Origin of the sequence: Amycolatopsis orientalis (assembly GCF_000943515.2) — a bacterium.
GTDB classification, from domain to species: Bacteria; Actinomycetota; Actinomycetes; order Mycobacteriales; family Pseudonocardiaceae; genus Amycolatopsis; species Amycolatopsis orientalis.
In genome coordinates, this window is the sequence record NZ_CP016174.1 from 1,501,564 (window position 1) to 1,516,049 (window position 14,486).

15 protein-coding genes are annotated in these 14,486 nt (G+C 69.3%); 8 read left to right on the forward strand and 7 right to left on the reverse strand.

Features of this window, described 5'->3' with window-relative positions; all coding sequences use genetic code 11:
- The first annotated feature begins 5 nt into the window (after positions 1 to 5).
- Positions 6 to 914, forward strand: coding sequence for an SDR family oxidoreductase (locus tag SD37_RS07230; protein ID WP_044852393.1), 909 nt, complete (start codon positions 6 to 8; stop codon positions 912 to 914).
- On the opposite strand, the gene SD37_RS07235 is transcribed toward SD37_RS07230, so the two are convergent.
- Complete coding sequence (locus SD37_RS07235; protein ID WP_044852394.1) at positions 905 to 2,428, reverse strand: PH domain-containing protein; 1,524 nt, start codon at positions 2,426 to 2,428, stop codon at positions 905 to 907. The genes SD37_RS07230 and SD37_RS07235 overlap by 10 nt on opposite strands.
- Entirely contained in the window at positions 2,425 to 2,979 is a 555-nt protein-coding gene (locus SD37_RS07240; RefSeq protein WP_044852395.1) for a PH domain-containing protein, read from the reverse strand. The genes SD37_RS07235 and SD37_RS07240 overlap by 4 nt, the downstream gene beginning before the upstream one ends.
- 106 nt (positions 2,980 to 3,085) lie before the next feature.
- Between SD37_RS07240 and SD37_RS07245 the strand changes: the two genes are divergently transcribed.
- Positions 3,086 to 4,009 (forward strand): proteasome assembly chaperone family protein, encoded by a 924-nt coding sequence (locus SD37_RS07245; RefSeq protein ID WP_044852396.1) that lies wholly within the window; start codon positions 3,086 to 3,088, stop codon positions 4,007 to 4,009.
- A gap of 75 nt (positions 4,010 to 4,084) precedes the next feature.
- Here SD37_RS07245 and SD37_RS07250 read toward each other — a convergent pair whose 3' ends face one another.
- Entirely contained in the window at positions 4,085 to 4,738 is a 654-nt protein-coding gene (locus SD37_RS07250) for an NAD(P)-dependent oxidoreductase (RefSeq protein ID WP_083254891.1), read from the reverse strand.
- Positions 4,739 to 4,877: 139 nt separating this feature from the next.
- Here SD37_RS07250 and SD37_RS07255 point away from each other — a divergent pair, with 139 nt between their 5' ends.
- A complete protein-coding gene (locus SD37_RS07255; RefSeq protein ID WP_044852397.1) occupies positions 4,878 to 5,705 on the forward strand; it encodes a class I SAM-dependent methyltransferase in 828 nt (275 codons plus the stop codon).
- Here the strand turns inward: SD37_RS07255 and SD37_RS07260 are convergent.
- Positions 5,702 to 6,007: a YciI family protein gene (locus SD37_RS07260; protein WP_044852398.1), complete on the reverse strand. Its 306-nt coding sequence runs from the start codon at positions 6,005 to 6,007 to the stop codon at positions 5,702 to 5,704. The genes SD37_RS07255 and SD37_RS07260 overlap by 4 nt on opposite strands.
- A 25-nt stretch (positions 6,008 to 6,032) precedes the next feature.
- On the opposite strand from SD37_RS07260, the gene SD37_RS07265 reads away from it, so the two are divergent.
- Positions 6,033 to 6,779, forward strand: a complete 747-nt coding sequence (locus SD37_RS07265; protein WP_236725283.1) for an RNA polymerase subunit sigma-70 — start codon at positions 6,033 to 6,035, stop codon at positions 6,777 to 6,779.
- Between the two features lie 149 nt (positions 6,780 to 6,928).
- Positions 6,929 to 7,786 (forward strand): hypothetical protein, encoded by an 858-nt coding sequence (locus tag SD37_RS07270; protein WP_236725284.1) that lies wholly within the window; start codon positions 6,929 to 6,931, stop codon positions 7,784 to 7,786.
- Between the two features lie 62 nt (positions 7,787 to 7,848).
- On the opposite strand, the gene SD37_RS07275 is transcribed toward SD37_RS07270, so the two are convergent.
- From SD37_RS07275 to SD37_RS07285, 3 genes are all read right to left on the reverse strand, one after another.
- A complete protein-coding gene (locus tag SD37_RS07275; RefSeq protein WP_065912758.1) occupies positions 7,849 to 9,084 on the reverse strand; it encodes an RNA polymerase sigma factor in 1,236 nt (411 codons plus the stop codon).
- Entirely contained in the window at positions 9,085 to 9,480 is a 396-nt protein-coding gene (locus SD37_RS07280; RefSeq protein WP_236725443.1) for a YciI family protein, read from the reverse strand.
- Between the two features lie 428 nt (positions 9,481 to 9,908).
- The gene (locus SD37_RS07285; protein ID WP_052675000.1) at positions 9,909 to 11,132 is read right to left on the reverse strand and encodes an MFS transporter; all 1,224 of its coding nucleotides are present in this window, start codon (positions 11,130 to 11,132) and stop codon (positions 9,909 to 9,911) included.
- Positions 11,133 to 11,365: 233 nt separating this feature from the next.
- Here SD37_RS07285 and SD37_RS07290 point away from each other — a divergent pair, with 233 nt between their 5' ends.
- The 3 genes from SD37_RS07290 to SD37_RS07300 are packed head-to-tail and all read left to right on the forward strand — an operon-like array spanning position 11,366 to position 14,486.
- Positions 11,366 to 12,055, forward strand: a complete 690-nt coding sequence (locus SD37_RS07290) for a thioesterase II family protein (RefSeq protein ID WP_236725285.1) — start codon at positions 11,366 to 11,368, stop codon at positions 12,053 to 12,055.
- Between the two features lie 23 nt (positions 12,056 to 12,078).
- A complete protein-coding gene (locus SD37_RS07295; RefSeq protein WP_236725286.1) occupies positions 12,079 to 13,404 on the forward strand; it encodes a salicylate synthase in 1,326 nt (441 codons plus the stop codon).
- A complete protein-coding gene (locus SD37_RS07300; protein WP_044852402.1) occupies positions 13,401 to 14,486 on the forward strand; it encodes a Gfo/Idh/MocA family oxidoreductase in 1,086 nt (361 codons plus the stop codon). The genes SD37_RS07295 and SD37_RS07300 overlap by 4 nt, the downstream gene beginning before the upstream one ends.

Here is a 14,486-nt window from a genome sequence, read left to right on the forward strand (position 1 = left end):
GACGCATGGAAAAGCCATTGGCGGGCAAGATCGCCTTGGTCGCCGGCGCGACTCGCGGGGCCGGGCGGGGAATAGCGGTGCGGCTGGGGGCGGCGGGCGCGACCGTTTACGTGACCGGCCGCAGCACCGCTTCCCGGAGATCGGAAATGAATCGCCCGGAGACGATCGAGGAGACCGCGGCGCTCGTCGACGAGGCGGGCGGCCGGGGGATCGCCATCGGTGTAGACCATTTGGAGGCAGCGCAGGTTCGCGAGCTGGTGGCCAGGATCGACGCCGAACAGGGTGCGCTGGACGTACTCGTCAACGATATCTACGGGGCGCCCATCGAATGGGGCAAAACGGTCTGGGAGTCCACTTTGGACACCGGATTGCGCACCCTGCGGCTCGCCATCGACACCCATGCCATCACCAGCCATTTCGCGCTGCCGCTCATGATCAGGAAACCGGGGGCGCTGGTCGTCGAGGTCAATGACGGGACCACCGCGTACAACTCGGAGAACTACCGGGTTTCGTTCTTCTACGATCTCGCCAAGACCGCGGTGAACCGGATGGCGTTCGCGCTGGGCCACGAACTGAAACCGCATGGCGGTACCGCGGTGGCGGTCACCCCCGGCTGGTTGCGTTCCGAAGCGATGCTCGACGCTTATCAGGTCACCGAAGAGAATTGGCGGGACGCGACGAAGGTGCAACCACATTTCGCCATTTCTGAAAGCCCGGCGTTCGTCGGCAGGGCGGTCGCGGCGCTCGCCGGTGACGCGGACGTCGCCCGCTGGAACGGGAAATCGGTGTCCAGCGGTGAATTGGCGCGGGAATACGGATTCACCGACCTCGACGGCAGCCGTCCCGACTGCTGGCGCTACCTCGTCGAGGTCCAGGATCCGGGCAAGCCGGCGGACGTCACCGGCTATCGCTGAGGCGTGCGCCGCAGGAACGGGGTGAGCAGGCCGGGCGCGGCCCGCTCCGCCATCGCCAGCCCGGCCGCTTCGCCGACGTCGACCACCTGGTAGCCGCCCCTGCCCGCCGCGAGCGGCGCGGTCACGGTGATCAGTCCGGCGCGGCGCTGGAAGAACGAGCGGCTGACGACGATCCCGGTGATCCCCTCGCGCCGGATCGCCACCGTCGACCGGGCCAGCGAACCGGAGCGGCTGACCAGGTACCGCCCGACGATCGCGTGGCCGAGATTGCGGTAGCGGTCCCAGCCCACGAGCGCGGCGAACGGCAGGAAGCCCAGCGTGACCTGCCACATCCATCCCGGCAGGAACTCGATCCACGCCAGGCCGGCCAGCACCGCCGCCAGGATCAGCACGCCGCCGACGGCCCGCGTGAGCCGCCGGGTCAGCGCGCGCCGCGGATGCCGGTTCAGCGGCACGGTGGCCGGGTCGAAGTTCTCCCGCAGCACCTCGGCGGCGACCTCGTGGACCCGGCCGACGGGCGCGGGCGGCAGCAGGAGACCGCCGCCCTTGTCCCCGCCCTTGCCCTCGCGCAGCCCGCCCGCGATCGCGGTGAGCCGCGCCCCGCCCGCGAGCCGCAGCGGCAGCGGTTCCTTCACCTCGACGCCGCGAAGCCGATCCTCTTCGATGGACACCGAACGCGTGGTGATCAGCCCGCGCCGGATGTGCAGGGTGCCCTCCGTCTCCCGGGTGAGCTTGAAGTTCCAGAACGAAAGGACGTACCCGCCGACGGAAAGCAGCGAGACGACCACCAGCAGGGCGACCGCCGCGACGACGATGATCAGCCAGACCGCGGTGCCGGCCAGCCCGTCCAGGAGCTCCCGCAGCGGGCCGACATTCTCCGGGGCGATGTTCAGCTGATGCGCGAAATGCCAGACCGTGGCGAACACCGCGCCCACCACGGCGAGCCCGGACAACGTGAACGGCGCGTACCGCAGCCATTTCCGGTCCACCTCCGCCACGACCTGCTCCGGCGCGGGCGCCGCTTCGTCGTCGATGACGACTTCCTTGCGGTGCAAGAGAACCGTGCGCAGCCGCTGTGCCTCGGTCTCGCTGACGGCGTCGAGCACCAGCTGGTCGGAGCCCGGCCCCTGCGCATGCCGTCCGGTGCCGATGCGCACGGCGCTGAGGGAGAACAGGCGGTGCTTCGGCTCCGAGGTGACGTCGACCGTGCGGACCCGGTCCAGCGGGATCGCGCGATGCTTGCGCAGCAACAGGCCCGTGGTCCATTCCACCTGACCGTCGGCGACGCGGTATCGCGACGTGAGGACGTGCGAGATCCCGATCAGCACGGTCAGCGCGGTGATGCCCAGCCCGAACCACTCCCAGCCGTTGCCCCGCCCGAGGATCACCGTCCCGATCAGCACCGGCAGTGACTTGACGAGGTCGAGGACCGGCCGGATGAGCAGCATCCGGCGGTCGAGGCGGTGCCAGTGGGTCAGCTCGGTGTCGTCTGCGGTCACCCCGGCGGTGCTCATGTCGCGTCGCCGGGAGTGGCTTGGGTGGTCTTCGTGAGTTCCGCGGCCAGCGCGAGCGCCTCGGTGTGGTCGAGACCGGCGATCTTCACCGGCCCCGCGGCCGACGCCGTCGTCACGGTGATCTTCGCGAGCCGGAACAGCTGCTCGACGGGGTCGCGTTCGATGTCGACGGTCTGGATCCGGGAGATCGGCGCGATCCGCCAGTCCTGTTTGAGCCAGCCTTCCTGGGTGTACACGGCCTCGCCGGTGACCTCCCAGCGGTGGATCCGGTACCGCCACTGCGGCATGACCAGCAGATGCAGCGGGGCGAGCACGCACGAGATCACCCATGTCACCGTGAGCCACGCCGGCGGGTCGTCGCTCGTGAGCACGAACACCGCCTGGATCCCGATGAGCACCGCCCAGCCGACCGCGGCCCACACCGTCCAGTACCCGATCGCGCGACGGCTCACCCGGTTGGCGGGAGGGCGCAGACTGAGCCGTACGGGTGGTGCTGTCTCCTCGGTCACCCCTCCAGCCTGCACCACTTCGATGTGGACCGCCCACGACAACTGTCACGGGATGGATAGGATCTCGGCCACCATCGGCGGAATGGATGCCCCCTGTCGGGGCGTTGCCACCCTGAGACGGTTGTAAGCACGAACGCTGGAGGATCTGGTGGCGCTGGACCCGGAAGACCTGTACGAGGTGGACTCGGACGTCCCTGACCTCGGCGGGGCGGTGCTCCTGCACTACTTCGACGGGTTCATGGACGCGGGTTCGGCGGGCAAGCTCGTCGCCGAACACCTCCTGAACTCGTCCGAGCACCGGGTGATCGCCCGGTTCGACGTCGACCGCCTCATCGACTACCGCTCGCGCCGCCCGACGATGACCTACTCCATCGACCACTGGGAGGCCTACGACGCCCCCGAACTGGTCGTCCACCTGCTGCACGACGCCGACGGTGTGCCGTTCCTGCTGCTCACCGGCCCGGAACCGGATCACGACTGGGAGCGGTTCTGCGCGGCCGTGCGCAGCCTGGTCGAACGCTGGGACGTCCGGCTCACCACCGGTTTCCACGGCATCCCGATGGGCGCGCCGCACACCCGCCCGCTCGGGGTGACCGCGCACGCGACCCGCGACGAACTGGTCGGCGAGCACCGGCCGCTGCCGAACCGGATGCAGGTTCCGGGCAGCATCGCGGCCCTCCTGGAGTTCCGCTTCGGCGAATGGGGGCACGACGCCGCCGGTTTCGCCGCGCACGTGCCGCACTACCTGGCGGAGTCGACGTACCCGAGCGCGGCGCTGCACCTGCTCGAAGCGGTCGCCAGAGCGACGGGCCTGAACCTGCCCGACGCGGATCTGCGGGAGGCCTCTCGCGAGGCGGACGCCGAGATCGACCGGCAGGTCGCCGAATCGGACAAGGTCGCCGACGTCGTGCGCGCGCTGGAGCGGCAGTACGACACGTTCATGGAGGCGTCCGGCAAGGAGAGCCTGCTCGCGGAGTCGGTCGAGCACATGCCGACCGCGGAGGAGCTGGGCAACCAGTTCGAGCGGTTCCTGGCCGAGCAGCAGAACGGTGGCGACACCCCGGAGCGTTAGTCGCTTCTCAAGCGCGTGAAGGCCCCCTTCCCTCGGCTCAGCCGAGGGAAGGGGGCCTTCACGCGCATCAGGGGTTCAGTGGTCGATGGCGACCATTTCCTTCGAATGCTTCGGCCGTTCGATCTCGTCGACCAGCGCGACCGCGAGATCCGCGTAGGAGAACGGTCCGGCGTCCTCGGCGCGCGGCAGCACGCGGTGATCCCCGCTGCGGTACTCGCCCGTGCGGTCGGCGTGTTCGTCGATCATCGCGGGCGGCGGCGCGATGACCACCCAGTCCAGCGCGTCGCCGGACGCACGGAGGACCTCCAGTTCCGCCGTGTGCCCGAGCGAGAACTCGCGGTGTTCCGCCGGCCAGCCGGGCTGGTCGTGGAACGCGACACCCGGTGCGATCTCCAGCGCCGATCCGACGCCGACGACGACGAGCCTCGCGACACCGGCCCGGCCGAGGCCGTCGATCAGGGCGTGCGCGGCGGCCGGGTAGTACTCCTGTGCCGGGAGATCCGCGCGATAGATGGAACTGATCGCGGCGTCGTGCCCGGCGGCGGCCTTCGCGACGTCGTCCGCGACCGTGACGTCGGCGGCGATCACCGTGACGTTGTCACCGGCGAGATCCGCGTGACGGCGGGGATCCCGGACGGCGGCGGTCACCTGGTGCCCGCGGCTCACAGCTTCGGTGACGGCACGGCGTCCGCCACGGCCGCCTGCCCCGAAAATGACGATCTTGCTCATCGTGCTCCCTTTTCCGCGCCGGTGACCGATCACCGGCGGCGAACGCGATGGTAGGAGCGGATCCCTCGGTTACCGCAACGAAACCGGCCCCGGTGTTCTGAAGCCGTTCACCCGAACGGTGCTGGTGTATCGTCCCGGAATGCGTCACCTGGTACCCCATTCGGCCCTGAACACCTTGCGCCATTCGGCCCGTGGCACCCTCGGCCGCGGCCTGCACCGGCTCGCCCGGCGCTTCCACGATCCCTATACCGAAGAGCTGAACCGGGTCGCCGCGGAACTGCGTGCGGAGATCGTCCGGCAAGGGGATCGCTGTTTCGATCGCGTCATCGAGTTCGAGATCCGGAGCCGCCGCGACATGATCTACGCCGGCGATCAGGAAGCGGCGCGGGACAGCAATCGGTTCGCTCGCGAGCAGCTGACCGGCACACGCCACTTCGCTCGTCCACAAGAGACACTCGCGTACGCGCTTTCCCTTGCCCCGTCGGGCGGAATGGCTCTGGAATTCGGCGTCGCGAGCGGGAACACCTTGCGCGTGATCGCCAAGGCGCGCGGCGGTGTCGAGACGTATGGCTTCGATTGGTTCCAGGGTCTGCCGGAGAACTGGCTCAACGGGATGCCCGCCGGTTCGTTCGCCCGCGACGATCTCCCGGACGTTCCCGGCGCCGAACTCGTCGTCGGCCTCTTCGCCGACACACTGCCCGGATTCCTGGAGCAGCACGACGGCGTCGTCGATTTCCTTCACGTGGACGGAGATCTGTACAGCTCGGCGAAAACCGTGCTGGATCTGGCAGGCCCGCGTCTGCGACCGGGCAGCATCGTGCACTTCGACGAGTTCTTCAATTACCCCGGCTGGCAGCAGCACGAACACAAGGCGTGGCTGGAGTACGTCGAACGCACGGGCGTCGAATTCGAGTACGTGGCCTACACCTACGCCGACAACCAGGTCACCGTGCGCATCACCGGTTAAAGCATTTCGCGTACTTCGATGGTGCCGATCGCGGCCCACGGATGACTTTTCGCCGCCTCGACGGCTTGTTCGAGGCTCTCGCAGTCGAGGATATTGATGCCGCCGATCTGTTCCTTGGTCTCGGCGAACGGGCCGTCGGTGAGCAGCGCTTTGCCGCCGCGGACGCGGATCGTGGTCCCCGACTCGGGCGGGCGCAGTCCCATCCCGTTGACGCGGATACCGCGACGCGCCATTTCCTCGCCCCAGGCATGGCAGGGCTCGGTGATGTCCGTCTCGTCCAGCCGTACCGCCGTGAGCTGCACGCGCACTGCTACCGGATGCTCGGCTGTGTCCAGGACGCGGAGGACGCGGTGCAGAACGCGCTTCTCGGCGCGTGGCAAGGGATCGCCGGTGACCGAATCGGTGTGGATCGAGCCCTACCCGGACGATCTCCTCGAAGGCGGGCTCGATCCCGAAGCCCGGTACGAACTGCGGGAAAGCGTCGAGCTCGCGTTCGTCGCCGCGCTGCAGCATCTGCCTGCCACGCAGCGTGCGGTGGTGATCCTGCGTGACGTCCTCGCCTTCTCCGCGGCCGAAGTCGCCGACCTGCTGGAAACCTCGGTGGCCTCGGTGAACAGCGCGCTGCAGCGGGCGCGCAAGAGCCTGGACGACCGGGTCGGCGGGCCCAGTCAGCAGGCGATCCTGCGCGAGCTGGGGGAGGACAAACAGCGGGAGCTGGTCGACGCTTTTGTCACAGCTTGGGAACGGGCCGACGTCCCCGCGCTGCTCGAACTGCTGACCGAAGACGCGCGGTTCACCATGCCGCCGTTGCCCGCCTGGTTCTCCGGCCGGGAGGCCGTCGGCCGTTTCCTGCGTGAACGGGTCGCCGAAACGCGGTGGAAGTTGTTCCCGATCCACGCGAACGGGCAGCTCGCTTTCGTGGCCTACCAGGGAGAACACGGTGCGGAGGAGCTGGGCCTCGGAGCCGTCACTGTGCTCACGCTCTCGGCGGGACGGATTCTCGAGATCTCCGGTTTCGTGGACCCGGCCATGTACGCCGCCTTCGGCCTCGCCGAACGGATCTCGGCGCGGTAGGAGGGGAAGACGCGACTGGGTTACCCCGAGCGGGTGAACGCGGCGGGCCACTTGGCGGGAGACGGCGGTAACGAATGTCCGTTCTGCGGCGACTGATCGTTGTCCGCACCGATCGGCGCGACGCCCCCCGACCGGAATAGTGAGAACCGATGAAGCTTCGAAGAGCCTCACTTCTGTCTCTGGTGGCCGCTGTGGCCACGATCATGCTGGTGGCACCGGCTTCCGCGCTCGCGGCGCCGCCGACCAGCGCGGTGGAGGTTTCGCCGACCACAGTCCAACGTGGACAGACGTTCACCGTCACGCAGACCGTCTACAACGCCGACCCGACTTCGACCATCGAAGGGGGCAAGGCGACCCTCTACGGCAAGGAATCCTCGCTGCCGGCGCTTGTCGACCTGGTTTCGTGTCCCGGCGCCTTCGCCTGCGACATGCTCGGCAGCAGCATCCGCGGCGGGGTCGGCACCGTGACACCCGGCCAGAGCAAGACCGTGGTGTTCACCTTCCGGGTCAAGGACGACGCCGCCCTGGGCAGTGTCACCCTGCAGCACCAGTTCGTCGGCGACAACTACAGCTTCGAGATCCTCGACGGTCCGGTGCTGACCATCACCGACGTCCCGACCACGGCCGACCTCGGTGTCACGTTGACCGCGTCGCCGCGCGGGATCCTGACCTCGTCGGTCGAGTACACGGTCAAGGTCACGAACGCGGGTCCGGCCACGGCGTCCGGGATCCGGGTGGCTTCGACCCTCGGCAACGGGCTGCGCTTCACCGGCTCGTCCACCTGCTCGAACCCGAGCGGTACGAAGATCGTCAACTGCGACTTCTCCTCGATCGCGACCGGATCCAGTGGTACGGCCAAGTTCTCGGTGGCCGCCGGACTGCTGACGCTCGGCCCGGTCAAGACGACCGCGAAGATCACGCAGAGTTCCGTCACCGACCCGAACGCGGCCAACAACACCGCGTCGTCCACCTGCACCGCGATCACCGGGCTCCTGCTCAGCTGCTAGAACCCCGGTGCCGCAAGCAAAGACTCGTGAGTGGTAATGACGGTTAGAACCGTCATTACCACTCACGAGTCCCGCAGGCGGGCGGCGCGGGCGTGAAGATACCGTTGGTGCGGCAGGCTCGCCGCGTGGCGAGCGGCCTCCACATAGGACTCGACGGCTGTGGCGGTGTCCCCGGCCATTTCGAGCAGATGGCCACGGGCGGCGTGGAACCGGTGGTCGCCGGAGAGCCGGTCGCCGAGCTTTTCCAACGCCGCCAAACCTTGCCGCGGGCCTTGGGCCATCCCGACGGCGACCGCGTGGTTCAGCGTCACCACGGGATTGTCGGACAGCCGCAGCAGAAGGCCGTACAGGGCTTCGATCTGCGGCCAATCCGTCCGTTCGGCGTCCGGTGCCTCGTCGTGCAGCGCGGCGATCGCCGCCTGGATCTGGAACGGCCCGGTCGGGCCGTGCGGCAACGCCTCGGACAGCAGCGCGACCCCTTCCGCGATGTACTCGCCGTTCCAGCGGCTCCGGTCCTGTTCGGACATCGGGACCGGGACGCCGTCCGGCCCTGTCCTCGCCGGACGCCGGGCGTCGGTGAGCAGCATCAGCGCGAGCAACCCGGTGGCCTCGCTGTCTTCCGGCAAGAGCCGGTGCACGATCCTGGTCAGCCTGATGGCTTCGGCGGAAAGCTCGCTCCGTGTCAGATCGGGACCTGACGTACTGGCGTAACCCTCGTTGAAGATCAGGTACAGCACGTGGAGCGCCGCGTCGAGCCGCGCCGCGCGATCGGCCTCCGGCGGCATGCCGAACGGGACGCCGCTGGTCTTGATGGCGGTCTTCGCGCGGCTGATCCGCCGGGTCATCGTCGACTCGGGGACCAGGAACGCGCGGGCGATTTCCGCCGTCGTGAGACCGCCGACCGCCCGCAGGGTCAGCGCGATCTGCGACGCCGGGGACAACGACGGGTGACAGCACAGGAAAAGCAGGATGAGCGTGTCGTCGGTGTCGGCGGCGCGCCGGTCCGCCGCCGGGGCGAGCTGCTCCTCCGGCAGCGTCCATTGGGTGACGATGTCCTCGCGACGGCGCCGCGCCTGCTCGGCGCGGAGCAGATCGGTCAGCCGTCGCGAGGCGACCGTGATGAGCCAGGCCCGCGGATTGTCCGGTGTTCCTTCGGCAGGCCACTGGGTCGAGGCGGCGAGCAGCGCTTCCTGCGTCGCGTCCTCCGCCAGGTCGAAGTGGCCGTACCGGCGGACAAGGGCACCGAGGACCTGCGGTGACAGCGCACGCAGCAGCTCCTCGGTGCCACCCTCCGGCACCTAGAGCTCCAGCTCTTCGAAGCTGTCGGCGCACGGCCGGATGTCGACGTACCAGTCGCGGCCGAGGTCGGTGCCCTCCGGATACGGGGTGTCCGCCAGCTTCGCCGCGATCTCGGTCGCGCGGTCGTAGCTCGCGCAGTCGACGGTCGTGTAGCCGACCAAGACCTCCTGCGTCTCGGCGTACGGCCCGTCCGTCACGACGGGCGCGCCGTCACGGAGGGAGATACGGCGGGCGTGGGCCGGCTGGGTGAGCCCCTGCGCGTCGACGAACTCGCCCGACTCGACCAGGTCGTTGTTCCATTTGGCCATGAACTCGTGCAGGGCGGTGATGTCTTCGGCGCTCCAGGTGCCGCCGATGCTGTCGAGGTCCTTCTGCGACCCGAACATCATGATCATGTACTTCACGATTTCTCCTCTCGGCCGGCACCGTGTCGGTGCCTTCTGCCGGAGACGTCGGAGCCGCCGGACCAGACCGGACACGGTCGCCGGAATTCTCCCCCAGCCAGGTGCCCGGTCGCTCGTGAGTGGTAATGACGGCTATTGACGGGTAGGGCAAACGTGGTAGTGAAGGCCTCCTTGAGGGACTCAGAGTCCCTCAAGGAGGCCTTCACGGACTTGGAAATACGGGCAAATGATACTCAAACGGACAATTTGCCACGGTAAGCGTCCTTTATGGACGATCAGGGGAACCTCAGGCACTGCCGCTTAAGTTCTTGGCATTGACCTTCAGAGTAGGGAAGGGGGCCTTCACGCGGCAGCACAGGGCCCGGGCACGCCACCTTTGACTTACCCCTCAATAGGACCGTCATTACCACTCACGAGGGTTACTTGGAGACTGTCACCGCCTCGTTCGCCTTCGACTCCAGGTGCCGCGCCGCCGGTGAGAACAACGCCAGCAGCAACGCGCCCGCCGCGGCACCGGCGGCGGCGAAGATCGGCGCCGTCGGTTCGGCCTCGTAGAGCGCGGTGCCCAGCAGCGGCCCCACGATGAACGTCACCCCGGTCGTGGCGTTGACCAGGCCCGCCACCGAACCCTGCTGCTCCGGCCCGACCATCAGCGTCGGCGCGGCGGTGAACCCGGGGAGCGCGAGGCCGAGGCCGAGCGCGAGGACGGCGAAGGCGGCGGTGATCGACCACAGCTGGCCCGCGAACGCGAGCAGGACGAACCCCGCGACGGCGATCGGCGCGCCGACGCGCATCAGCCGTACGGCCGGCCAGGCGAGCTTCGGGACGACGGCGCCCTGGACGGCCACGAGGACCAGTCCCGCCGCGAACAGCGCGACGCCGACGGAGCCCGCGGTCTTCTCCGGCGCGAGGTTCAGCCGGTCCGCGATGAGGAAGCCGGTGATCACCTGGACTAGCCCGAGTGACAGGTACAACAGGAAACCGATCGCGAAGAACGGCCAGAGCCGCGCGTCCCATGGTTTCACCCCGGCCGCGCGAGGGCCTTCCGGACGGACGTGCGGGGTGCGGCCCGCGGTCGCGAACACCCAGATCGCGAGCAACGCGGTCAACGCCGGGGCCAGATAAAGCGGCAGGGTCAGTGAAACGACGGCGAGCGCCCCGCCGAGGGCGGGTCCGAGGACCAGCGAGATGCCTTGGACCGCGCCGACCAGGCCGACGGCCTTGGTCCGGTCGGCCTCGTTGGACGTCGCCGCGCTGGCGGCCGCGAGCGCCGCGACCGGGAGGGCCGCGATCCCGGCCCCGAACAACAGGCTCCGGGTCGCGAGCATCAGCGCGAGCACCGAGGACGACGACAGGACCTCGGCGAGGCCGAGTGCCGAGGCCACGGCGAACCCGGTCAATCCGAGGGTAGCCAGCACCAGCCCGGCGAGCAGCACCTTCCGGACGCCGACGCGGTCGAGCGCCCGTCCCCAGAGCGTGCTGGCGATGGTCAGCGCGATCGCGGCCGTGGTGATGACCAGCCCCAGCTGGCTTTCCGTGAGATCCAGCCGCCGTGAGAGCGGCGCCAGGATCGGGGTGATCAGTTGCTGGGCGGAGAAAACCACCAGTACCGCGAGGAGTAGTGGCGCCATGGTCTTGCGCACGGGCTTCCCTTCTAGTTAGGTAAGGCTACCTTAACTATCGCGTCGCAGATCACCGATACACCTCACGTATTCGACTATGAAAACCGTTGTCATTACTCTAACGTGGGATGGGGTTGAGGGGAAGCGGTCACTGCGGGTATGGGAGGAACGCGATGTCTGGGGGAGCGGATGGCAGAACGGGTGACGTCTGGCTGCACCGGTGGAGACCGAGGCCGCGGGCTGGAACGCGGTTGGTGTGCTTCCCGCACGCCGGCGGGTCCGCCGCGTTCTTCGCACCGTGGAGCACGAAGCTCCCGGCGGAGATCGACGTCGCCGCCGTGCGGTATCCGGGTCGCGCGGACAGGCTGGCCGAGCCGCCCCTGACGTCGATGTCGACACTGGTCGACGAGATCGCCCGCGCGCTCGAACCACTGGCCGACCGTCCGACCGTCCTTTTCGGACACAGTCTCGGCGCGCTCGTCGCCTACGAGGTGGCCAGGGAACTCACCCGCCGCGACGTGCCGCCCGCGCGGCTGATCGTCTCCGGGCGACGGGCACCCGGTGACGCGCCCGGCGGCACGAAACACCTGCTGTCCGACGACGAGCTGGTCGGTGAACTGGTCCGGCTCGGGGGAACGGAACCCGGACTGCTGGCGAGCGAGGACGCGCGGTCGGTGTTCCTGCCCGCCATCCGCGCCGACTTCCGGCTCGCCGAGAACTACCGCCGGCTCCCCGGCCGCGAGCCGTCCTGCCCGCTCACCGTCCTCGTCGGCGACGAGGACACGGAGGTCGACGCCCGCCGCGCCGGACTTTGGGCCGGGCACACGACGAACGGGACGTGCACCACGCATGTCCTGCCCGGCGGCCACTTCTACCTGATACCGCGGGAGAAGACCGTGCTCGCCCTGCTGGTCGAGGCCTGCGCCATCCCCGCAGCGGCCTGACCTCTTTTCTGACAAGGAGTTCCGTGTTGTCGCGATACCGCTATGCCGAGCGGCGGATCCCGCTCGCCGCCGACGCCGTCACCACGCTCGCCGCGCTGGCCAGGGACCGGCCCGGCGTCCAGGTCGGCTACGAGAACCGGGGAACGGTCTCGTGGGCCGAGAACGCCTGGGCGACGGTCGAACTCCACGACGGCGGGGCGAGGCTGATCACCGAAGACCGGGAAACCGAGTTCGCCGGAAAGCCGCTCGACGTCGTGGGAAAGGCGCTCGCCGCGGCCGGGATCGCCGACTGGCGGGCGTACGGATGGGCCGCTTTCGAACTGGCGCACGTCCTGCACGACACCGCTTCGGCGCCGGGTCCGCTGGCCTGCCTGATGATCCCGCGGGCAGAGGTCCGGCTCGACGGTGCGAGCGCGCTGGTCCGCGCGGCCACCGAGTCCGAAGTGGATGAACTCGCCGATCGCCTCGCCGTCGCCATCGCCCCCGAACCGCCTGAGGACGCTCGGGTCCCGGTCGACCTCGACCATGACGCGGCCGCGTATCGGGAGATGGTCGCCGCCGCGGTGGGTGACATCCGCGCGGGCAAGCTCGACAAGGTGATCCTGTCCCGGGTGGTCCCGGTCGAGGGTGATCTCGACCTCGCGGCCACATATCTCGCGGGGCGGCGCGGCAACGATCCCGCCCGTTCCTATCTGCTCCGGCTCGGCGGCTGGGAGGCGGCGGGGTTCAGCCCGGAGATCGTCGCGCGGGTGACCGCGGACGGCCGCGCCAGGACCCAGCCGCTGGCCGGGACCAGGGCACTCGACGGCGACGCGCTCGACGTCGCCCGCCGTGCGGAGCTCTACCGCGACGCCAAGGAGGTCTTCGAGCACGCCATCTCGGTGCGGCTCGCCGCGGCCGAACTGGACGAGGTGTGCGCCCCGGATTCCGTGGGGGTCAGCGAATTCATGTCGGTCCGCGAACGCGGCAGCGTCCAGCATCTCGGCTCGGACGTGGCGGGTGACCTGGCCGACGGCAAGACCGCCTGGGACGCGCTGGCCGCGTTGTTCCCCGCCGTCACCGCCTCCGGCATCCCGAAGGCGGCGGCGTGCGAAGCCATCGGACGGCTGGAATCCGGACCGCGCGGGCTCTACAGTGGCGCCGTCCTGACCGCCGACGCCGACGGCTCGCTCGACGCGGCTTTGCTTCTGCGCAGCGTATTCCGGTACGAAGGACGGACGTGGTTGCGGGCCGGAGCGGGGATCGTCGCACAGTCCACTCCGGACCGTGAACTCGAGGAGACTCGCGAGAAACTGCGCAGTGTCTCGCGGTTCCTGGTGCCCGCACTGGCCACGGCCGTGCTCCCGTGACCCGGCGCAAGGTCGTGGTGGCGGGCACCGCGTTCGGCCGGATCTACCTCGACGCCGTCCGGTCGGATCCGGAATCCTTCGAGCTGGCGGGCGTTCTCGCCGGTGGCAGCGCGTACTCCGCCGACTGCGCCCGCCGGTACGGGGTTCCGCTGTACACCAAGCCGGACGAGGTGCCGGAAATCGATATCGTCTGCGTGGTCGTCCGTTCCGGGGCGCTGGGAGGAAGCGGATCGGAACTGGCCCAGACCTTCCTGCGCCGGGGAATCCCGGTGCTGCAGGAACATCCGGTGCACGCCGAGGAGATCGCCGCCTGCCTGCGGGCGGCCCGCGCCGGTGGCACCGCGTACTCGGTCAACACGCTGTATCCCCGGCTGCGGCCGGTCCGGCGGTTCCTGGCCGCGGCGAAGGCGTTGCGCGAACGGCAGGAGATCGCCTTCATCGACACCGCCTGCAACAGCCAGGTCGCCTACCCGCTGCTCGACGTCCTCGGCCGGATCGCGGGCGGGCTGCGGCCCTGGGCGTTCGGTGCGGTCCAGGCGTTCCCGTTCGCCGATCTCGCCACACCGCAACCGTTCCGGCAGCTGCACGCCGTCGTCGGCGGGATCCCGGTGACCCTGCGCGTGCAGAACCAGGTCGATCCGGACGACGCCGACAACCATTCCTTCCTGCTGCACCGGATCTCCCTCGGTGCCGAAGGCGGCGTGCTCACCCTCGCCGACACCCACGGACCCGTGCTGTGGAATCCGAGGCTGCACGCCGGACGCGACGAGACCGGGCGGCTGGTGATGGCCGGGCCGGGGACCGAACGCCTCGGTGTCACGACCACCGTGCCGCTGGGCGACGAGGAACCCGGCACCTACCACGACGTCTTCGCCGATCTCTGGCCGGACGCGGTCGCCGAGAGCCTGCGGGAGCTGTGCCGGGACATCGACGAACCGGCACGGCGGGCCGCGTCCGGGCAGTGGGCGCTCGGCGTCTCGACGGCCTGGCGCGACCTCACCGCGGCGATCGGGCTGCCCGAACTGATCCATCCCGGTGTGCCCGCCGAGATCCCCTGGTCCGCTCTGTCCACAAAGGAGTGA